General features: G+C 72.4%; 12 protein-coding genes. 10 read left to right on the top strand and 2 right to left on the bottom strand.

What is annotated here, in order from left to right:
- The first annotated feature begins 134 nt into the window (after window positions 1-134).
- From HJG43_08310 to HJG43_08300, 3 genes are read left to right on the top strand one after another with little or no spacing between them, the layout of a single operon-like run.
- Window positions 135-1,235, top strand: coding sequence for a metallophosphoesterase (locus HJG43_08310; GenBank protein UER54542.1), 1,101 nt, complete (start codon window positions 135-137; stop codon window positions 1,233-1,235).
- Between the two features lies 1 nt (window position 1,236).
- Window positions 1,237-4,284 carry an AAA family ATPase gene (locus HJG43_08305; protein ID UER54541.1) on the top strand — a complete coding sequence of 1,016 codons (3,048 nt, stop codon included), beginning with the start codon at window positions 1,237-1,239 and terminating at the stop codon, window positions 4,282-4,284.
- 13 nt (window positions 4,285-4,297) lie between these two features.
- Window positions 4,298-5,464 carry a hypothetical protein gene (locus HJG43_08300; GenBank protein ID UER54540.1) on the top strand — a complete coding sequence of 389 codons (1,167 nt, stop codon included), beginning with the start codon at window positions 4,298-4,300 and terminating at the stop codon, window positions 5,462-5,464.
- A gap of 125 nt (window positions 5,465-5,589) precedes the next feature.
- Here the strand turns inward: HJG43_08300 and HJG43_08295 are convergent, their stop codons facing one another.
- Together HJG43_08295 and HJG43_08290 are read right to left on the bottom strand one after the other, a co-directional pair.
- Window positions 5,590-5,943 (bottom strand): type II toxin-antitoxin system HicB family antitoxin, encoded by a 354-nt coding sequence (locus HJG43_08295; protein ID UER54539.1) that lies wholly within the window; start codon window positions 5,941-5,943, stop codon window positions 5,590-5,592.
- Entirely contained in the window at window positions 5,943-6,161 is a 219-nt protein-coding gene (locus tag HJG43_08290; protein UER55827.1) for a toxin HicA, read from the bottom strand. The genes HJG43_08295 and HJG43_08290 overlap by 1 nt, the downstream gene beginning before the upstream one ends.
- Window positions 6,162-6,394: 233 nt before the next feature.
- Between HJG43_08290 and HJG43_08285 the strand changes: the two genes are divergently transcribed.
- From HJG43_08285 to pglX, 7 genes are all read left to right on the top strand, one after another.
- A complete protein-coding gene (locus HJG43_08285) occupies window positions 6,395-10,012 on the top strand; it encodes an ABC transporter ATP-binding protein (protein ID UER54538.1) in 3,618 nt (1,205 codons plus the stop codon).
- Between the two features lie 69 nt (window positions 10,013-10,081).
- Entirely contained in the window at window positions 10,082-10,534 is a 453-nt protein-coding gene (locus HJG43_08280) for an acyl-CoA thioesterase (protein UER54537.1), read from the top strand.
- Window positions 10,535-10,578: 44 nt separating this feature from the next.
- On the top strand, window positions 10,579-10,842 hold the full coding sequence (locus HJG43_08275) for a type II toxin-antitoxin system Phd/YefM family antitoxin (GenBank protein UER54536.1): 264 nt from the start codon (window positions 10,579-10,581) through the stop codon (window positions 10,840-10,842).
- A 169-nt stretch (window positions 10,843-11,011) separates the two neighbouring features.
- A complete protein-coding gene (locus tag HJG43_08270; GenBank protein ID UER54535.1) occupies window positions 11,012-11,716 on the top strand; it encodes a hypothetical protein in 705 nt (234 codons plus the stop codon).
- Window positions 11,717-12,373: an RES family NAD+ phosphorylase gene (locus HJG43_08265; GenBank protein UER54534.1), complete on the top strand. Its 657-nt coding sequence runs from the start codon at window positions 11,717-11,719 to the stop codon at window positions 12,371-12,373. It begins immediately after the preceding gene.
- Between the two features lie 111 nt (window positions 12,374-12,484).
- Window positions 12,485-16,687 (top strand): BREX system serine/threonine kinase PglW, encoded by a 4,203-nt coding sequence (gene pglW / locus HJG43_08260; GenBank protein UER54533.1) that lies wholly within the window; start codon window positions 12,485-12,487, stop codon window positions 16,685-16,687.
- Complete coding sequence (gene pglX / locus HJG43_08255; GenBank protein ID UER54532.1) at window positions 16,684-20,346, top strand: BREX-2 system adenine-specific DNA-methyltransferase PglX; 3,663 nt, start codon at window positions 16,684-16,686, stop codon at window positions 20,344-20,346. Before pglW ends, pglX begins: the two co-directional genes overlap by 4 nt.
- Window positions 20,347-20,392: the final 46 nt, after the last annotated feature.

The following is a 20,392-nucleotide window of genomic DNA, read 5'->3' as shown; positions in this document are numbered from 1 at the left end:
GCCCGGCAGGACCACGCAGCCCGAGGTCCACGTCGTTGTCGGTGCCCCCTGGCAGTATCGAAGGACCAGCGGAGACGGCCCTGTCCCGCCCGGTCCGCAGCGCCGGGGGACAGGGCCAGGAACGGGGAAGTGCCATGAAGTTCTTGCTGTTCTCGGACCTGCACCTCGACACGCCGTTCAGCTGGGCCGGCCCGGACCTGGCCCGTCGGCGCCGGCACGCCCTGCGCGACACGCTGTGCCGCATCGTCGAGCTCGCCGAGGAGCTGGACGCCGACGCCATCGCCTGTGCCGGCGACCTGTACGAGCACGAGCGCTTCACCCCTGACACCGCGAACTTCCTGCGCGAGCAGTTCGCCCGCACCGAGCGCCCGGTCTACCTGGCCCCCGGCAACCACGACTGGTACGGCCCCGCGAGCCTGTACCGGCAGGTCGAGTGGACGCCGAACGTCCACGTGTTCACCGAGGACCGACTGCTCCCGGTCCCCTTGGAAGACGGCCTCACCCTGTGGGGAGCGGCCCACCGCGCCCCGGCCAACACCGACGGCTTCCTGACCGGCGACTGGCGCGTCGACCGCGGCGGCGTCCACGTCGCGCTCTTCCACGGTTCGGAGGCCGCCGCCCTGGCGTTCCAGGAGGCCGGCAAGGCACCGCACGCCCCGTTCTCCGCAGAGCAGATCGAGCGGTCCGGCATCCACCACGCGATGCTCGGCCACTTCCACACCCCGCGGGACGCCGAGCGGCACACCTACCCGGGCAACCCGGACCCGTTGTCGTTCGGCGAGACCGGCGAGCGGGCGGCCGTCCTCGTCACCGTCCACGACGACGGCACCGTCGAGCGTCAGCGGCACCCGGTGGCGTCGACGGCGGTGCATGACGTGACCGTCGACGTGACCGGCGCGACGTCGTCCAGCGAGGTCCGCGAACGCACCGAGGCGGCCGTCCGCGGGTTGACCGGCATCGTCCGGGTCACCGTGTCCGGTGAGGTCGCCCCGGACGTCGAGGTGCACCTGGGTGACCTCGACGGGGTCGGCGCCCACCTGGACGCCCTCGTGCCCCGGCTCGGCCGGGTCACGGTCGGCTACGACGTCCAGGCGCTGGCCGCCGAGCACACGGTGCGCGGCCAGTTCGTCCGCGACGTGCTCGCCGCCGGCCTCGACGAGGACGAGCAGCGCCGGGTCATCGTCACCGGGCTGCGAGCCCTGGACGGGCGAGCCAGCGAGCTGGAGGTGCACTGACATGCGCATCGAGTCCGTCACCGCGCACGCGTTCGGCCCACTGGTCGACCAGAGCCTCGAGCTGGCCCCGGGGATGAACGTCATCGCCGGCGTCAACGAGTCCGCCAAGTCCTCCTGGCACGCCGCGATCTACGCCGCCCTCGTCGGCCGACGCCGCGGCCGGGGTGCGTCGACCAAGCAGGAGCGGGCGTTCGCCACGAAGCACCGCCCGTGGGACCACCCGGACTGGCGGGTGTCCGCCGTCGTCGTCCTGAACGACGGCCGGCGGGTCGAGCTGACCCACGACCTCGAGGGCAAGGTCGACTGCCGGGCCATGGACCTGGCGCTCGGCCGCGACGTCTCCGACGAGATCATGCACGACGGCGCGCCGGACGCCTCCCGCTGGCTCGGCCTGGACCGCACGTCCTTCGCGGCGACCGCGTGCGTCTCCCAGGCACAGCTACTGTCCGTGCTCGCCTCCGCGGACGGACTGCAGGAGCACCTCCAGCGCGCGGCGTCCACCGCCGGCACCGACGCGACGGCCGCCGCTGCCCTCACCGCCCTCGACACGTTCATGCGTGAGCGGGTCGGACGCGACCAGGCCAACTCGACCCGTCCACTGCGCAAGGCCAAGGACCGGCTCGCCGTCGCACAGGCGGCACTCGACCGTGCCCGGTCCGCCCACGAGGAGTACCTCGAGCTGGTCGAGGACGCCGACGTCCAGCGCGCCGCGGCCGCCGCCGCCGAGGACGCCGTCCGCGCAGCCGAGGACGCTCACCGGTCCGCGGAGACGCTGGTGTCCCTCGTCCGGGACGCCGCGACCGCCGCTGAGCGTGTCAGCCTGGCCGAGCGGCAGGCGCAGGACGCCGCCACCCGGCTGACCGCCGAGAGCGAGCGGCTGGACCGCATCGAGAAACTGCACGCCACCTTCCCCGACGGGCCGCCGGCCCGGCACGAGGACGCCGGGCACCAGTCGCGAGCCGTCACCGACGCCCTGGCCGCTTGGCGCGCCGCCCCGGCGCCACCCACCTTGCACGGGCCCACCGCCGCAGACCTCGAGGCCCAGGTGGAGGCCCTGCCGGCCGCACCCGAGGGCGACACGGCGGTCAGCGCGCAGGTCCGGACCGCGCTCGACCGCTACCAGAACGCCGTGGCCGTGGCCCAGGCGCACGACGACCGCCGACCGCAGGTCACCGAGGGCCTGCACGAGCGTCCCGACGTGGCCGCCGCCGTCGCCGCCGGGCCCGCCGTCGTCCGCGACCTCGCCTCCCAGCTGGACGGCGTCCGGACTGCCGAACCCGATACCGCGGACCTGGACCGCCAGCTGGAGCAGGCCCGGCGCGCGCTCGCTGCGGCACGCGCCGCCGGGGCACCCGCCGCCTCCGGGCCGCGGACGGCGCTCGTCGGCTGGGTGCTCGCCGGGCTCGCTGCCGCGCTGGCGGTGGTGCTGGGCGTCGCCGGTCAGGTGCCGGCCGCCGTGGGCGCCGGGCTGGTCGCGGCCGGCGCCGCCGTCGGTGCGGTCGTCCTCGGACGACGGCGGGCCGCCACGGCCGGCAGCAGTGCCCCGCCCGCCGACGTGCTGGCCGCCGAGCGGACCGTCGCCGAGCTCGAGGGCCGGCGCGCCGCCGCACTGTCGGCGGCTCAGCGCGCCGAGGCGGTGCGAGCGGAGATCGAGTCCCGGGCCGCGGCCCGCGGCCTGCCCACCGACCCGCAGCGCCTGCGTGAGCTCGCGGCCCAGGCCGAGCAGGTGCTCGAGGAACGCGCTCGGCTCGACCGGTGGGAGCGCGACGCCCACACCTGCGCGGAGGACGTCACGGCGGCCGGTGACCGGCTGCGCGCGGCGCTGGCCGACCGTGGCCACCCGGTCCAGGACGATGAGCCCGTCGAGAGCGCCGTGCGCGCCTACGAGGAGCAGTGCGCGGTGCGCGCGCAGACCGCCGCAGCGGCGGCGCGGCGCGACAGCCTGCTGGCCGCCCTGGATGCCCGACGGCGTGAGGAGGCCGCCGCCGCGCAGGCGCACCGGCGGCGTGAGGAGGCCGGCGAGGCGCTGCGGTCCGCCGCCGCCCTGGTCGGCGTGACCGACTCGGCCAGCCCCGGCGGCGCGGACGACGACCTGGACCTTCTCGCCGTCCGACTCGAGCAGTGGCAGCAAGGCCAGGACGCCGCGGCCGCCGGCCGCGAGCAGCGCCAGCGGGAGTGGTCGGAGCTGACGACCCTGCTGGCGGGAGACACTGTCGAGGACGTCCGCAAGAACGTCCAGGTGCTGGCGGAGGACCGGGACCGGGCCGACCTCGCGCTCCACCGTGACCGGCAGGTGGCCGCCGAGGCCGCCGAGCGCCGCGACCAGCACGCCCGCGCCATCGGTGTCACCGGGTCGCTCGACGCGCAGGCCGCCGCCCAGCACCTGCGGGCAACCGGAGAGGCCCTCGACGCCGCCCGGGCCGAGGCCAGGCAGGCCGCTGCGCGGGCCGAGCACGCGGACGGCGTGCTGCAGGAACGGGCCCGCGCCCTCCCGTCGGTCGCCGAGGCCGAGGAGGAGCTCGCCGCCGCCACCGCGGAGCTCGACCGGGTGACCGAGCTGTCCCGGACGCTGACCCTCACCCAGCAGTTCCTCACCCGCGCCCAGGACACGGTGCACCGCGACATCGCCCCGGTGATCGCGACCACGCTGCGCGGCTGGCTGCCGGTGGTCACCGAGGGCCGGTACGTCGACGCCACCGTCGACCCGGCCACGCTGCGGGTGCAGGTGTGCGGGCCGGAGCGGCGCTGGCGGTCCGCGGACCAGCTGTCCGTGGGCACCGCCGAACAGGTCTACCTCCTGCTGCGCGTGGCGCTGGCCGAGCACCTGACCACCGAGGGTGAGACGAGTCCGCTCCTGCTGGACGACGTCACGGTCCAGGCGGACGACGGGCGCACCCGCCAGCTGCTGGACCTGCTGCTGCGGCTGTCCGAGGAGCGGCAGATCGTGCTGTTCGCCCAGGAGCCGGTCGTGCTCGACTGGGCCAAGGAGCGGCTAAGAGACGATGGCGCGCACGCCGTGCGCGAGTTGCCGCGTCTGGCGGTGGCGTGACCAGGCTTGACAGGTGGTGATCATCCGGTTACAGGAGTTGCGTGTCGCGCTCATCACCCTGGAGTGCCTTCCCATACGGCGACCAACAGGCACGGAGGAGGGGACGACTGCGATGGATGAACCGTTCCTGTACGTCACCGTCCTGTGGCCTCTAGTCGCGCGTGGTCAGCAGGAGACGTCGGTTGACTGGCTGACGGGCGCCTGGCCAGAACCTGGCACCAACAACCGCCAGTACGACTCCGCCACGCGAACCGACCCCTACGTCAATCCCGAGCCGATCCGGCGGCTGGTCACTCCGCCGCGACGCCACTGGCGCAACGTCGATCGTTTGCTCGCTCCTGGGGTCCACTGCCGCGTCGCTGAGCTTGTACGGGCCGAGCCGCTGACGCCCCATGCCCCGGAAGCCTACGGTCTCGTTCATCTCGAAATCTCCAGGGGGCCGCGAGGCGGAACTAGCGAGCAACTGAAGGCGGTAAGTGAACTTTCCCGGCCCCGGCGTCAACGAGCCCGCGAAGCCGTGGAGTCTTTGCTTCATGGCTGGCAGCTGGATGAGCGGGTCGCCCGTGCCACTGTGGTTGCTCTGGTGACGGATACGTCCGACCCGCCGCCATTCCACCCGCCGGCCACGGCCTCCGTCGACGCGTGGTTCGACGTCCTCACCGAGTTGCCCACAGACACCATGCCCGATGGTGCCGTCGTCGCGGGTGAGCGGCTCCTGGCTTCTGGGCTAGTCGCTCGGATCGCCCGCCATGGTGTGGTGGTGGCTCCGCCACCCGGCTGGCGGAGTTACGTCGGGGAGATCAGGGGACAACTGGCCGATGCGATGCTCCTCGCGGTGCTGCAGCGAGATTGGCTCCTCGGCTTCGCCCGCGAACTCGCTGACGGTGAAGAGTGGAACCGCAAGCAAGCCCTTTCGACGGCCGGCCACTTTGACGAGTTCCGTCGTCAGTGGTGGTGGCAGTCCATATCCGACATGGACCGTGTGGGTGCGGTCTTCGAGACGTGGCAGAGGGTCGGCGGCTCGGCCACGCTCATGCAGCAACTAGTAGGCGAGATCGGGGACCTGCGCAGTGAGCATCGCGCCAGATCCACCGAGATGGCGGCCCGGGTGTCGGTGTGCATCGCGGCGGCCTCCTTCGTGGCCGCGATCTGCTCCCTCATCGTGGCTGTCTGGACTTGAGGAGGAATATGATTCTCCGATGAGGCCACGTCCGACGGCGAAGGCCGTCGAGGCGCTAGCGCAGCGCGCCCCTCGGTCGCGCCGGCTCCACAACTAAGGAGAGCGCCAGACGCCATGCATGGACGTCATCCGTCGGCCATAAGCTTTCGAACCACCCATTGGTTGATGCTCAGATTCTCCTCGGCCGCACGCAGTGCAATGTCTCGGTGCAGCGTCTCGCCCAGCCGGAGATTGAACTTACCGGAGTAACTGCGCTCAGAGATCGGCTCCGGCACGTCTTCGCCCTGTTGCAGCATGTCGGCAATAACGTCTGACAGCAGGGCCTCAAGGCCTTGGAGAGCCTCGATCTGGGAGGGTGCCAGCCACGAGAGGGAGGGAAACTCCACCACGGTGGCGACGAAGGCATCGTCTTCCGCCGACCAGGTGACGCGGTACGTATAATGTGACACGTCGATGTGCGGACGCTGTAGGGTCTCCATCACTTCTCCTCCTCTTTTTTGTCAATCGCTTTAAGCACCTGGCGGACTTGGTAGGCTTTGGCCTTGCCCTTGTCATTCTGGATGTTCACGCGCGGGTCACCTGACCAAGGAGTCTTGAACACGGCGTGCGAGGAATTCGCTTGGCGGGGTGTCCCGAAATAATGTTCACAGACTTTTCGGAGGTCGTCGTAGGAGATGTTGTGCTGGCTGCGGCGCATCGCTGCGACGATTGCCTCCACCGAAACCACTGCCCGATGGTACTACGGGCGGTACCATCGGACAACGGTGCCCCCGGTGTCAGCGATCGGGCACGAGGCAGCGGCGTTGGCGGCCTGAGAGCGCGGCCGCGGCCCTCGCCGCCCGCTCGCGGTCCGGACAGCCCTTGGCGGGCCTTCGCCGGCAGAAAAACCAGGCGAAGAACGTCCCCTCCTCCGCATAGCGTGGCCCCACCATGGCTGCGATCACGGCGGAGGCCGCCACCCCGGACCAGCGGCGGGCGGCCCCTCCGGACGTCGACCCGTCCCGCCGGATCGACTGGCGGCGGCTGAAGAGCCCCGTCGCGGCGGCCGCCCTGACCGCGTCCGCGGTGGGAGCGGTCGGGATGACGCTGGGCACCGTCGTGGCCGGGCAGCTCGCCGAGAACCCGACCCGGGCCCTGGTCTGGCTGCTCGCCGTCTGCCTCGTCGGCGCCGCCGTCATCGACACCGCCGGCAAGATCGCCTGGGTCGGCTGCTCGGACCGCGCCGAGGGCCGGCTGCGTGAGGACCTGCTCCAGGCGGCGCTGCGCCAACCGCTGCCCGCGCTCAGCGAGCAGGCGGTCGGCGAGATCCTCGACCGGATCGACGACGACAGCCACGAGGTCGGCAACCTCGTCCGGTGGCAGTTCTGGATGCTCGCCCGCACGGTCTTCGGCGCCCTGCCGATGTGGGTGGTCGCCGGCGTCACATGGTGGCCGTCCTTCGTCCTGTTCCCGGTGCTCGCGGCCGTCACCTGGTTCGCCGTCCGGTCGCTGCTCGGGGAGATCTCGCGCCGCAAGGTGGTCGAGGAGATGGCGTGGACCGACCACGCCGCCGTCCTCGAGGAGGGCATCGCCGGCCGCGACGACCTGCGCACCAGCCTGGGCCAGGCCTACGTCTTGCGCCGCCTGGCCCGGCTGTCCGCCGACGTCCACGCGAAGTTCCGCTCGGTCGTCGACGTCGAGAGCCGCCTGGCCCGGCGCGCCGGCGTCCTGCTCCACGCGCTGCTGGCGGGCGTCGCGGTCGCCGGCGTGGCGCTCACCTCCAGCGGCGCCCTCTCGGTCGCCGAGGTGGTGACCCTCTTCCTCGTCACCTCCTCGTTCGTCGGCCAGATCGCGATGGTCGCCAACCACCTGCCGGACCTGCAGGCCGGCCTTGGGGCCGTCATCCGACTGCGTCAGATGCTGGACGTCGTCCCCGAGCCGGAGGGCGGCCGTCCCGTTCCCGACGGGCCGGTCGACCTGGAACTACGGGGTCTCGACTTCTCCTACGCCGAGGGGACGTTCGCACTGCGGGGCATCGACCTGCACGTCCCCGCCGGCCAGACGGTCGCCCTGGTCGGCCGCACCGGCTCCGGCAAGTCGACCTTGGCCGCCCTGGTGTCCCGGGCGATGGAGCCACCGCCGGGCACCGTGTTCCTCGGCGGCGTCGACGTCCGGGACCTGGACCTGCAGCTCCTTCGGCGTTCCGTCGGCGTCGTCACGCAGCGCACGGAGATCCTTGCCGGCACCCTCGCCGAGAACATCACCCTGTTCGCCGACGTCCCGAGAGACCGGGTCGAGGCGGCCGTGGCGGAACTCGGCCTGGCCGGCTGGGTCGCCGGCCTGCCGGACGGCCTCGAGACGCTCCTCGGACCCGGCGGGACGTCGCTGTCGGCGGGGGAGGAGCAGCTGGTCGCCTTCGCGCGCCTGCTGGTCCGCGACGTCCGGGTGGTCGTGCTCGACGAAGCCACCGCCCGGATGGACCCACTCACCGAGCGCCGCGTCGTGGCCGCCGCCAGCCGACTGCTCACGGCCCGGACCGGGATCCTCGTCGCCCACCGGCTGTCCACGATCGAGCGGGCCCCGCTGGTCGCCGTCCTGGACCGCGGGCGCATCGTTCAGCAGGGTCCGCGCACCGAGCTCGCTGTAACCCCCGGGCCGTTCCGCGACCTGCTGACGGCCAGCCGCACCGACCACGGCCACGACCCGGCCGCCGCGGACGGCATCGACGCCAAGGGGCAGGTCGCGGCCGAGCTCACCGCGGCCGAGCCCTCCGCGGCCGAGCCCTCCGCCGCCGAGCTGTCCGCGGCCGAGTTCTCCGCGGCGGACCACGACGGCGTCGGGGGGCGCCGCCGGTCCGGTCCGCCGCCGGAGATCGAGGACGCCGGCACGGGTCCCTCGCTGGCGCGCGGCATCGCCCACGCGCTCGTGGTGCGTCCGGTGTGGGGGCTGCTCGGGGCGCTCCTGTTCCTGCTCGCCGCCCTCACCGGAGCCCAGGGCGCCGTCACCGGACTCCTGTGGGGCCGGACCGTGGAGACCCTCCAGGCGGGCGGGGACCCGTGGTGGCTGACCGGCGCGGTCGCGATGAGTCTGCTCGCCGCCCCGCTCATGCTGGCCAACGCCTTCTGGCGCTATCCGCGGTGGTGGGTGGAGGTCCTGCTCCGGGCCCGGATGGCGGTGCTCTACGGCCAGACGGGGCAGCGCCGGCTGGCGCGCACGCCGCCCGGCGAGGTCGTCGCCCGCTCGATGGACGCCGACCGCTACGCCCGGTACGCCGATCGGTGGATCGACTTCCTCAACGGCCTGGTCATCGCCAGCGTCACCGCGCTCCTCGCCGGCACCTGGGTGGCCGGCGCGGTGCTGCTCGCCGTGATGGTGGCCTCGGCGCTCGCCTCGACGCTCGGCCGGCCCATCGCCGGTCGGTCGGCGGCCGCGGCGTCCGGGGCCCGGGCCAGGTTCGGGCGCGCCCTCGTCTCCGGGCTCGACTCGGTGCGCACCGTCAAGCTAGCTGCCGCCGTCCCGGAGCTGCATGCCCACCTGCGCCGCGTGGACTCCGGCCGGGTCGACGCCGCGGTCAAGGAGCACCGGGTGCAGGCGTTCCTGGACGGCGTGCCCATGGTGATGGTGCAGAGCGGCGTCGTCGCGGCGTGGGGGATCTACTTCCTGGACGGCTGGAGCCTGGCGGTCGCCCTGCTCGTGGCCAACGCGGTCGGCGGGTTCGACTGGTTCGGTCGGGTCGCCGGGATGGTGGTCACCGAGGCGCCCGGGACCCGGGCATGGCAGAAGGAGACCAGCCGGTTCGCCGGCGGGGCCGACCTGATGGACCTCCCCCCGGACGTCGACCTCGTCACCGGGGTGGCCCCGGCGCCGGAGCCGGTCCGGCGGGTTCCGTTGGAGCGCCTCGAGTTGCGCGGGTTCTCGGCGATTCACGACGACGGCACGATCGGCGTCAGCAGCGTGGACCTCACCGTGGAGGCCGGTGAGCTCGTGCTGCTCGTCGGGCAGGTCGGCGCCGGCAAGTCCAGCCTGCTGTCGGCGCTGGCTGGGCTGATCGAGCACACCGGCGTCCTGCTCTGGAACGGCCAGCCGGTCACCGACCCCCAGGCGTTCCTGCGGCCCGCGCAGGTCGCCCACGTCGCCCAGGTGCCGCGGGTGCTGTCCGGCAGCTTCTCCGACAACGTGCTGCTGGGCCACCGGCGGACCTTCGAGGACCCGGTCTCCGCCGCCCGGCTCGGACGTGACATCGAGGACGCCGGTGGGAAGGACGCCGTCGTCGGGCACCGCGGCGTCCGGCTCTCCGGCGGTCAGGTCCAGCGGCTCGCCCTCGCGCGGGCGCTCGCCGCCGACACCGAGCTGCTCCTGGCCGACGACATCTCCAGCGCCCTGGACGCCAGCACCGAGATCGAGTTGTGGGCGGCGCTGCGGGAACGGGGGACGACGGTGATCGGCGCCACGGCCAAGCGGTCGGCCCTGGCCCAGGCCGATCGGGTCGTCGTCCTCGTCGACGGAGAGGTGGCAGCCACCGGTCCCTGGCAGGAGCTCGCGCCGGCGTGGAGTCATCTCGCGGGCTGAGTGCGGCGTGGGGCCCGGGGACGACACGGGAGTGGACGCCGACACGCTGGCATCTCGGATCGCTAGCCTGTGCCGGTGACTGACCACGACCGGATCAACGAGCTGCTCACCGGCTACCCCGTGAGGGTGGAGATCCCCGTGGCCTGGGGCGACATGGACGCCATGGGCCACGTGAACAACACCGTCTACTTCCGCTACTTCGAGACCGCGCGGATCGAGTGCTTCGCCGTGCTCGGCCTGGGCTCGATCGAGCAGTCGCGCGGCGTCGGACCGATCCTGCACTCGGCCAGCTGCCGGTTCCGGATCCCGCTGACCCACCCCGACACCGTGACCGTCGGCGCGCAGATCGGGGACGTCGGCGACGACCGGTTCGTCATGCGGCACCGGATCGTGAGTCACCAGCACGGGGCGGTCGCCGCAGATGGCGAGTCGGTGATCGTCACTTTTGACTACGACACCGGCAGGAAGGCTCCGGTGTCGGAGGATCTGGCGGCGCGGCTGATGGAGCTGCGCCAGGCGTAACCACGAGCGCGAGCGCGAAGTGATCACAGGACGAGGGCAATGGCATGGTGGAGATGACGGTCGGCGACGCGCAGGCGCGGCTGGACGACGTCGTCGACACCGCGCGGGCCCAGCACGACCCGGTCTACCTGACTCGCCGTGGCCAGCGGGTAGCCGCGGTGGTCGACGCCGAGGATCTCGATCGGCTCATCGCAGCCGCGGAGGACCTGGCCGACATCTCGGCCGCTGCGGCCGCTGCAACCGAGATGGATGAGGGTGGACCCGCTGTCCCTTGGGAGCAGGTCAAAGCCGACCTCGGCCTGGCATGACCTGTCGTAGCTGAGCCTGTCCACGCTGCGCCTCGACAGGAGCGGGCGCTCCGCGGCGGCGGGTGAAGGTGAGTGGACCCTGGATCTACACGCCCACCGTGAAGAGCCGTATCCTGAGGTTGACTGGCTTGACTGGCTACTCAACAGAGTCGTCCCGAAGGGTTCGAAGATGGCGGCGAAGAAGGCGACGAGCAGCAACCGTAGCGTCGCGGGCTGGAGCAAGGGCGGGACGAAGAAGACCACCAGTAAGACGACCAAGAAGGCAGCCACCATGACCAGCCGGAGCGCTTCCCAGAGTGCGTCCTCCGTGCGGTCGTCGGCCGAGTCGGGTCTGCCCCACGATCTGCAGGAGTACCTAGAGGCGTTTGTCGCTGAACTCGACACCACCGTGGTTCCCGCGCTGCTGCAGCGGCTCCGTACCGGCGCCGCGCGAGTGCCCCCGAGGGAGTTGGCGAAGCGGATGCTGGCGGTGACGCCTGCCGCCGCACCGGCGAACAAGATGGCTGAACAAGTCGGGCCGGACTTCTACGACACTGCCGGTGTCATGGTCGTGCTCGCCCCACCGGGCGGGGATCCGATCTCCAAGCAGGCGGTCGAGCACAGACGCCGGCGGCACACGATCTTGGCGCTGCAGACCTCCGACGGACGCTGGATCTATCCAGCCTGGCAGTTTCGCGACCACGATGTCATGCCCGGCCTGGCCCAGGTTCTGGCCGTCTTCGACGAGCACCCCAACTGGTCGGTCGGGACGTGGCTGACCACGCCAAACAAGGACCTCGACGAGCGCACCCCCGTGCAGTGGCTCAACGAGGGCCGGGATCGCGAGCACCTGCTGCGCCTCGCCCGGCACACCGCACACCGGTGGGCCGCTTGAGTGGGTCGTAACAGCCTTGGGCTGCGGGCCCCAGACGAAGCGGCCCTCGATTTCAAGCGGTTTCCTCGCAAGACGCTGCGGGCGGGCAGCGAGTGGTTTCGGCAGCACCAGGAGAGGCCAACGGCGGACCGCGGCGCCTGGTACTTCGCCTCCTACCCTCCCGGTGACGAGGGAGGTGGCCGGTTCGACCTGCCGCACCCGGACGGCACCTGCTACCTGGCCTCGACCGAGTTGGGTGCCGTCAACGAGTTGGTCGGGCCCGAGTGCGCCGACCGCGGCTGGGTGGACGGGGACCTCGTCGCCGGACGAGTCGTGTCACGGCTGCGGCTGCCCGACGACGTGAAGGCCGCCGACACCACCTCGGCCCGAGCGGCCCAGTTCCGCGCCACCAATGAACTGCCCGCCACTCAACGCTACGACATCACCCAGGCATGGGCCGACACGCTGCACCGCGCCGGGTTCGGCGGCGTGTATGCGCTGCTGCGGTTCACCCCGGGCCCGACCCGGGGGATGGCTCTGTTCGGCCCTGCCGGCAGCCCGAACCCGGCCATGCCGGGTGATCCGGCGCCGGTGCCGGTTCGTCAGGTCCTGGAGCGTCTCGGGATCGAGGTCGTCGAGCCGCCCAACTTCGGCTCGATCACGATCATCAGCCCTTGAAGAAGCAGTTGCCTGCCTGCGACGAAACCGCGCCGCCGGTCCCGGCTCCAACGCCCCCGCCGTGGCACGATGTCGCCGTCCGCGGCAACACCGGGGGAGGAAGCGGAAGACGTGCAACCGGACAGTCGGCGATGGGTCGAGGTCACCCCGTCGGAGTTCGCCCACGAGCGGGCGGGCCTGGCGGCGGTGCGTGACCTGCTGCCCGACGCCGACCCCTACCGGGCCTGGAGCAACTTCACCTTCACCGCCGCCGATGGCCGCCTGTACGAGGTGGACCTGCTCGTCGTCGGCAGGTCCGGCCTGCACCTGGTCGAGCTCAAGCACTGGCAGGGCGCCCTGCGCGGCGACGGCCAGACGTGGTGGCACAACGGTCACCCGGTCGACAACCCGCGCCTGCTCGCCGAGGCTAAGGCCAAGCGTCTGCGGTCCCTGCTCGAGGACGTCGCCCGGGACAAGGGGCTGCGTACCCGCGTCCCGTACGTGACCGCCTCGGTCCTCCTGCACGCGCCGGGCACCGTCGTCCAGCTGGACGACCAGGGCCGGCAGGGCGTCTACGGTCTCGACGGCCAGGGGCCGGCCGGTCTCCCCAGGCTCGTCGCGGACCTGCTGACCGCGCCGGCAGGTGACGTCCGCAACGTCGTCGACCGCACCCGCTCCCGGGAGATCGCCAAACTCGTCGACGCCGCCGGGATCCGGCGCAGCGTGCGGCTGCGTCAGGTCGGCACCCTGCTGCTGGACGAGGACCCGATCGCCGAGGGCCCCGGCTGGCAGGACTACCTCGGCCACCACACCCAGCTGGACGGCGTGGTCCGCCGGGTGCGGATCTACCTAGTGCACAAGGCGGCCACCGCCCAGGACAGGGCCACGATCCTGCGCGCCGCCCGCCGCGAGTTCGCCCTGCTGGAGGGCGTGCAGCACCCCGGCATCGCCCGGGCCGTCGACTTCGTCGACCACGAGCGGGGCCCTGCGGTGGTCTTTGAGCACGACACGCGGGAGGTCCGGCTCGACCACTACCTGGCCCAGCACCCCGACCTGGACGTCGGGCACCGGCTGGACATCGTCAGCACCCTCGCGTCGACCATCCGGTACGCCCACGGCCGCCGGCTCGTGCACCGCCGGCTCAGCCCCCGGTCGGTGTACGTCCGGCAGACCTCCGACGGGCACCCGGCGGTACGGATCCGGGACTGGCAGACCGCCGGGCGGCTGCCGAGCACCGCGACCGTCGGCACCGTCGTCTCCGGGACGCGGAACCTCGAGGCCCTGACCGACCCGGGGGCGGCACCGTTCCTGGCCCCGGACGGCCTGACCAACCCGAACGCCGACGGCATCATGCTCGACGTCTTCGGCCTCGGCGCCCTGGCCTACCTCGTCTTCACCGGTCGGCCCCCGGCCCGCAGCACCGACGAGCTGCTCGCCCGGCTGGCTGCGGACGGCGGGCTGTTCGTCAGCGCCGACCTGGACGGCGTCCCGGAGGCGATGGAGGAGCTCGTCTACGAGGCGACGCAGGGCGACGTCGACCTGCGCATGCGCTCGGCGGCCGAGTTCTCCCGCGGCGTGGAGAAGCTCCTGGACGAGCTGACCACCCCGGACGACGCCGACGAGCGAGTGGACCCGTTGGAGGCGGTCACGGGTTCACGGCTCGGGACGCCGGACCACCCGGACCGCTTCGTCGTCGTCGACCGGCTGGGCCGTGGCTCGACCGCCCAGGCCCTGCTGGTGGACGACCACGCCACCACCCCGCCGCGGCGCGCCGTCCTCAAGGTGGTGCTGGACGAGAGCCGCCGCGACCGGCTCGTCGACGAGGCCGAGGTGCTCCGCCGGGTCCGCAACCAGCGGATCGCCGCCCTGCTGGACGGGCCGCTCGAGATCGGCGGCCGCACCTGCCTGCTGCTGGAGGACGCCGGCCGCGAGCCGCTGGACGAGCTGCTGCGCCGTGAGGGCCGCCTGTCGATCGACCTGCTCGAACGGTGGGGCACCGACCTCATGAAGATCCTCGAGGCCCTGGACGACGCGGGCGTGAACCACCGGGACATCAAGCCGGCCAACCTGGCCCACCGTGAGCTGAACCAGAAGACCCGCGCTCAGCACCTGGCCCTGTTCGACTTCTCGCTGTCGCGGGCCCCGCTGGAGGAGACGAAGGTCGGCACCCCGCCGTACCTGGATCCGTTCTTCCACCCGGTGCACCGGCCACGCTGGGACGCCGCGGCCGAGCGCTACGCCGCCGCGGTGACCCTCTACGAGATGGCGACCGGCGCCCTGCCGACCTACGGCGGTGAGGCCAACCCGGCCGTCGTCGCCGATGACATCACCATCGACCCGGAGCTGTTCGACCCCGCCGTCGCCGACGGCCTGTCCGCGTTCTTCGCCACCGCGCTAGCCCGGGACCCGAAGGCCCGCTACGACGGCATCGACGCGATGGCGCGGGCCTGGGCGGAGGTGTTCGCGAGCGTCCCGACGGCCCACGAGGGCGAGTCGGACGTCGAGCCGCTGGCCGGCGCCGAGCGTGACCGGCTCGCCCAGCAGGTCGGCCTGCAGACACCCGTCGGCGACACCGGTCTGACCCCGCGGGCCGTCAGCGCCCTGACCCGGATCGGCATCGCCACCGTCGGTGACCTGCTCGAGCGGCCCCCGTTCGAGATCAGCCGGTTGGCGGGGGTGTCCGAGGCGACCCGCCGCGAGGTGCGCCGCCGGGCTAAGCAGTGGCGTCAGCAGCTGGCACCGGCGTCGACGAGCGAGTCCACGGTCACGACGGCCCCGGCGCCGGAGGTCGAGGGCAGCAGCGTGGACGCCGTCCTGGCCGCCCTGGTGCCCGCGGAGACCAGCCGCAACGCCAGCGAGGTCCACGCGACTCGGCTGCTGCTGGGGCTGGGCGGCCCGGACGGCGACCAGTCGGCGACGTGGCCGAGCCAGGCGGAGGTCGCCCGCCGGCTCGGTGTCAGCAGCCAGCGGGTCACCCAGATCGTCCGGAAGGCCCGCGACCGGTGGGCCAGGGTCCCGGCTCTGCGGGAGGTGCGCGACGAGGTCGTCCAGCTCGTCCAGGACGCCGGGGGCGTGGCAGGTGCCGACGAGGTGGCCTTCGGCCTGCTCCGGCTGCGCGGTTCGACCGCCCCGGACGTCCAGCGGCTGGCCCGGGGTCTGGGTCTGGTGCGCGCCGCCGTCGAGGTCGAGCTGGAGCGGGGCGGGGACTCGCGACTGGACTTGCGGCGCACTGCCGGCACGGTCCTGCTGGCGGTGGAGCCGGAGGCCGCGGACGCGCCCGCGGCAGCCACGCTGCTCGACTACGCGGTCGCGCTCGGCGCAGCCGCCGACGAACTCGCCGCCGAGGAGCCCCTGCCGTCCGCGGCTCGCAGCCTGGACCGGCTGCAGGCCGTCCGACCGCCCGAGGGCCTGCCGCCGCTCGCACCGGACCGGCTGCCCCGGGTCGCCGTGGCCGCCTCCCGCACGGCTGCCGTGACCTCCCGCGGGGAGATCTACCCGGCTGGGATGCCGCCCGAGCGGTCGCTGCGCCAACTCGCCGGCAGCTTCTCCGGGCTGCGCAACCCGCTGACGGCCCAGCAGCTCAGCGCCCGGGTCCGCACCCGCTACCCGCAGGCGGCCCCGCTGCCGGAGGGTGCCGCCCTGGAGCAGCTGGTCGTGGAGGCGGGTCTGCCGCTGCGGCCCGACGGCGGGCGGTTCGTCCCGCTCACCGCTGAGACCTTCGCGGGCTTGTCCGGCACGCGGACCGCGACGACGACCCGGGCCGGCGCGACGTCGCCCACGGCGGAGCACTCGGAGTTTGTGGCGCGGATGCGGGCGCTGCTCGGCACCCGCGGCTTCCTCACCCTGGCCGTCGACCGGTCCCGCCTGGACGTCGCACCGCGGGTGCTCGCGTCGACGTTCGGTCTCGAGGTGGTCGACGTGGCCCGGGAGCTGCTCGCGGAGATGCACCACGTCGCCGACGACCTCAACGTGGACTGGTCCCTCGTACTGCGGGCGGACCGCCCGGACGCCGCCCCGGGGGATGCCGCGAACCTGCGTCACCTCGTCGGTCGGGCCGCCGCCCGGGTCGAGGAGCGTCTGGCCGCCGATCCCCAGCCGCTCCTGCTGGTGGAGGCGGAGGTGCTGGCCCGCTACGGCCGGCTGCGCCAGCTGGAGGAGCTCGCCGACCCGGCCACGGCCCGACCGGCGACGCGGTGGCTGCTCGTGGCGGCGAACGGCGACGGCCGCGCGCCCCGCCTGGACGACAAGCCCGCACCGACCGTCGGTGGCTGGGTCACCGTGCCGCGCTCGTGGGTGGACGCGGCCCTCGTCACCACCACCGGGAGAGCCTCGTGACCGTGCAGTCCGCCGCCCTGCTCAACGACCTGCAGGCGCAGGTTCGCCGCCTGGAGGACGACCTGCGGCAGCAGGTGGACCGGCTGCCGGACCTGGCCGCCCGGCTGCGCAGCGACCACGCCCGGGCCAGCGGCGTGGGCCGCACCGCCGAGTCGTGGACGGCGTGGCTGGACGCGCAGGCCACCCAGGCCGCCGTGTCGTGGGTGCTCGGCTGTGTGTTCGTGCGGTTCTGCGAGGACAACGACCTCACCGACCGGCGGTGGATCGCCGGCGTCCCGGACCGGCGCGGTGACGGCCTGGCCCGCGCCGTGGACGGGCAGGCGGCGTGGATCCAGCAGCATCCCCGGGAGAACGACCGCACCTGGCTGCGGGAGTCCTTCCGCTGGCTGCGGGGGACCCGCGCCGGCGCGTCGATGTTCCCCGACACCGACTTCGTCTGGTGGTGGGACGTGTCCGCGGACGCGGCCGAGGCGCTCGTCGCCTTCTTTCGCCGCCGCGACGGCGACGGCCGGCTGGTGCACCGGTTCGACTCCCCGGACTGGGACACCCGCTTCCTCGGTGACCTGTACCAGGACCTGTCGCAGGACGCCCGGAAGCGGTACGCGCTGCTGCAGACACCGGAGTTCGTCGAGGAGTTCATCCTCGACCTCACCCTGGACCCGGCGCTGGACCGGTTCGGGCTCAACGACTTTCGGATGATCGACCCGACGTGCGGGTCCGGGCACTTCCTGCTCGGAGCCTTCCGGCGGCTGCTCGACGGGTGGACGCGGGCCGAACCCGGCCTGGAGGTCCGGCAGCGGGTCGAGCGGGCGCTGGACGCCGTGCACGGGGTGGACGTCAACCCGGCGGCGACGGCGATCGCGAAGTTCCGGCTGACCGTCGCCGCCCTGCGCGCCTGCGGTGCCACCGGTCTCGACACCGCGGACGCGCCGGACTTCAGTCGCGTGCTCCACGTCGCGACGGGGGACTCGCTCATCTGGGGGTCCGGCGGTCGGCAGCTGCAGGCCGAATTGGACGGCGGGGAGCTTCGCCTCGACGAGCACCGGTACGCCTGGGAGGACGTCGACCAGTACCCCGACATCCTGAGCCGCGGGCGCTACCACGCGGTGGTGGGGAACCCGCCGTACATCACGGTGAAGGACAAGGCGCTCAACACCGCTTACCGCGGTTTGTACGAGACATGCTCCGGCAAGTACCAGCTGTCCGTTCCGTTCGCCGAGCTGTTCTTCGCGCTTGCCGTCAGGAACGAAGAGACCCCGGGCGTTGTCGGGCAGATCACGTCAAACGCCTTCATGAAGCGCGAATTCGGGAAGAAGGTCATCGAGCAGTTCTTCACTGGCATCGACCTCACGCACGTCATCGACACCTCCGGTGCGTACATCCCGGGACACGGCACGCCGACGGTGATCCTTGTCGGCAACCGTCGGTACCCGAGAGCCCAGACGCTCCGGGCGGTCCTGGGTATCCGCGGTGAACCTTCAGCGCCAGCCGATCCTGCGAAGGGAGTCGTCTGGCGCAGCATCGTCGACAACATCAATGCACCAGAGACCCAGAACGATTACGTCACCGTGACGGACCTACTTCGTGACCGGCTCCTGGCGCATCCCTGGTCTCTCTCCGGCGGCGGCGCCGATGTACTACTGGCCGCATTGAATGAGGCGTCCACATCGCCACTCGCTTCGTTGATCTCGGGGCCCATCGGCTTTGCCAGCTTCCCCGGAGCCGATGACGTCTTTCTGGTCCCACGCCCGTGGACTGTCCGCATGGCTGTCCCCCCGCACGTGGTCCGACCCCTGATCATCGGCGAGCTGGTTCGAGACTGGGACGTTCAACGGGGCGACGACGCGCTGGCTCCGTATCGTGATGGTGGCGACGTCGTGCCGCTTGACCTTACGTCAGCGTGGGGACGCCACCTCTGGCGCTATCGGACAGTGACGGGGAATGTCACTGGGTTCGGCGGCGAGACTCGGTTGGCTGCAGGCGACGACTGGTGGACGTGGTATCGGTGGATTCCGGAGCGATACGCGACCCCGGTATCGATTGCGTTCGCGTTCGTGGCGACGCACAACCACTTCGTGCTCGACCGCGGCGGGAAGGTCTTCAACCGGTCCGCGCCGGTCATCAAGTTGCCGGAGGGGGCCAGCGAGGACGACCACCTGCGGCTCCTCGGCCTGCTCAACTCGTCCACCGCCTGCTTCTGGCTGAAGCAGGTCAGCCACAACAAGGGCAGCACAGTGGATCAGCGGGGAGCGCGTCAGACCACCGTAGAGTGGGAGAACTTTTACGAGTTCACCGGCACCAAACTCCAGGAGTTCCCGCTCCCGAACGGTGCCCCGCTGGAGCGTGCGAGACGGCTCGACACCCTCGCCCAGCACCTGGCCACCGTCACTCCCGCTGCCGTCGCTTCCACCGGCGTCCCCACCCGCGACGCCCTGGCCGAGGCACATCGCCAGTGGGCTGCCACGCGCGCCGAGATGATCGCGGTCCAGGAGGAACTCGACTGGGAGGTCTACCGGCTGTACGGCGTCCTCGACGAGGACCTCACGTATTCCGGTGACGACCTGCCTGGTCTGGCGCTGGGGGAGCGGGCGTTCGAGATCGTCCTTGCCCGCAAGATGGCCGCCGGCGAGCTCGAGACCAAGTGGTTCGCCCGGCACGGGTCCACCCCGGTCACCGAGATCCCCGACCACTGGCCGGCGGGCTACCGCCAACTGGTCCAGCGGCGTATCGACGTCATCGAGTCCCACCCTATGCTCCACCTGATCGAGCGGCCGGAGTGCAAACGGCGCTGGGCCACCCGCTCCTGGGACGCCCAGCAGGCCGACGCCCTCACTGACTGGGTGCTGGACCGCCTCGAGGCCGAGTCTCTGTGGCGCGACGAGCACGGGCCGCGGGTGCTGTCCGTCGCCCAGCTCAGCGACCTGCTCCGAGCTGACGGCGGCCTGCGCGACGTCCTGGTCCTGCTCACCGGGCGCGCCGACCAGGACCTCACCGCCGAACTCGGCCGCCTGATCAAGGAGGAGGCGGTGCCGTACCTGGCCGCCCACCGCTACAAGGACTCCGGCCTGCGCAAGCGCGCCGAGTGGGAGCGGGTGTGGGACCTGCAGCGCGCTGAGGACCGCGGCGAGCCGGTGGGGGAGATCCCCGTGCCGCCGAAGTACGGGCAAGGGGACTTCCGAAGCACCGCGATCTGGCGGCACCGCGGCAAGCTCGACGTGCCCAAGGAGCGCTTCATCTCCTACCCCGGTGCCGCCCGCGAGGGCGACCGCACCGACGTCCTCGGTTGGGCCGGCTGGGACCGCCTCGCCCAGGCGCAAGCCCTTTCCCGGCTCGTGCTCGAGCGCAGCCAGCACGACGGGTGGGACGCCGACCGACTCGCCCCGCTGCTCGCCGGGCTCACGGAGCTAGAGCCGTGGCTGCACCAGTGGCACGAGGAGCCCGACCCGCTCTACGGCGGCAGCCCGGCCGCGTTCTACACCGCCTTCCTCGACGACCAGCTGCAAGGTCACGGGTTGACCCGGGACGCCGTCCGCGCCTGGCGTCCGCAAGCCCACCGGGGACGTCCAGCAAGCGCCTCGGCTCGCGGTCGTCGACCTCGACGGCACGAGGCCCCGAGAGGTGGGGCTTACTGGCCCCCGGAGAGCAGAGGTGACCTGTGATCAGGTGTTCGCGCCGACGCGTAGGTCGTCTGAAACTGCAAGTACA

It is taken from the genome of Kineosporiaceae bacterium SCSIO 59966, from assembly GCA_020881835.1.
Classification (GTDB): domain Bacteria; phylum Actinomycetota; class Actinomycetes; order Actinomycetales; family SCSIO-59966; genus SCSIO-59966.
The sequence above is the reverse complement of the archived record's forward strand: the minus strand, read 5'-3'. Positions and strand labels throughout refer to the sequence as shown.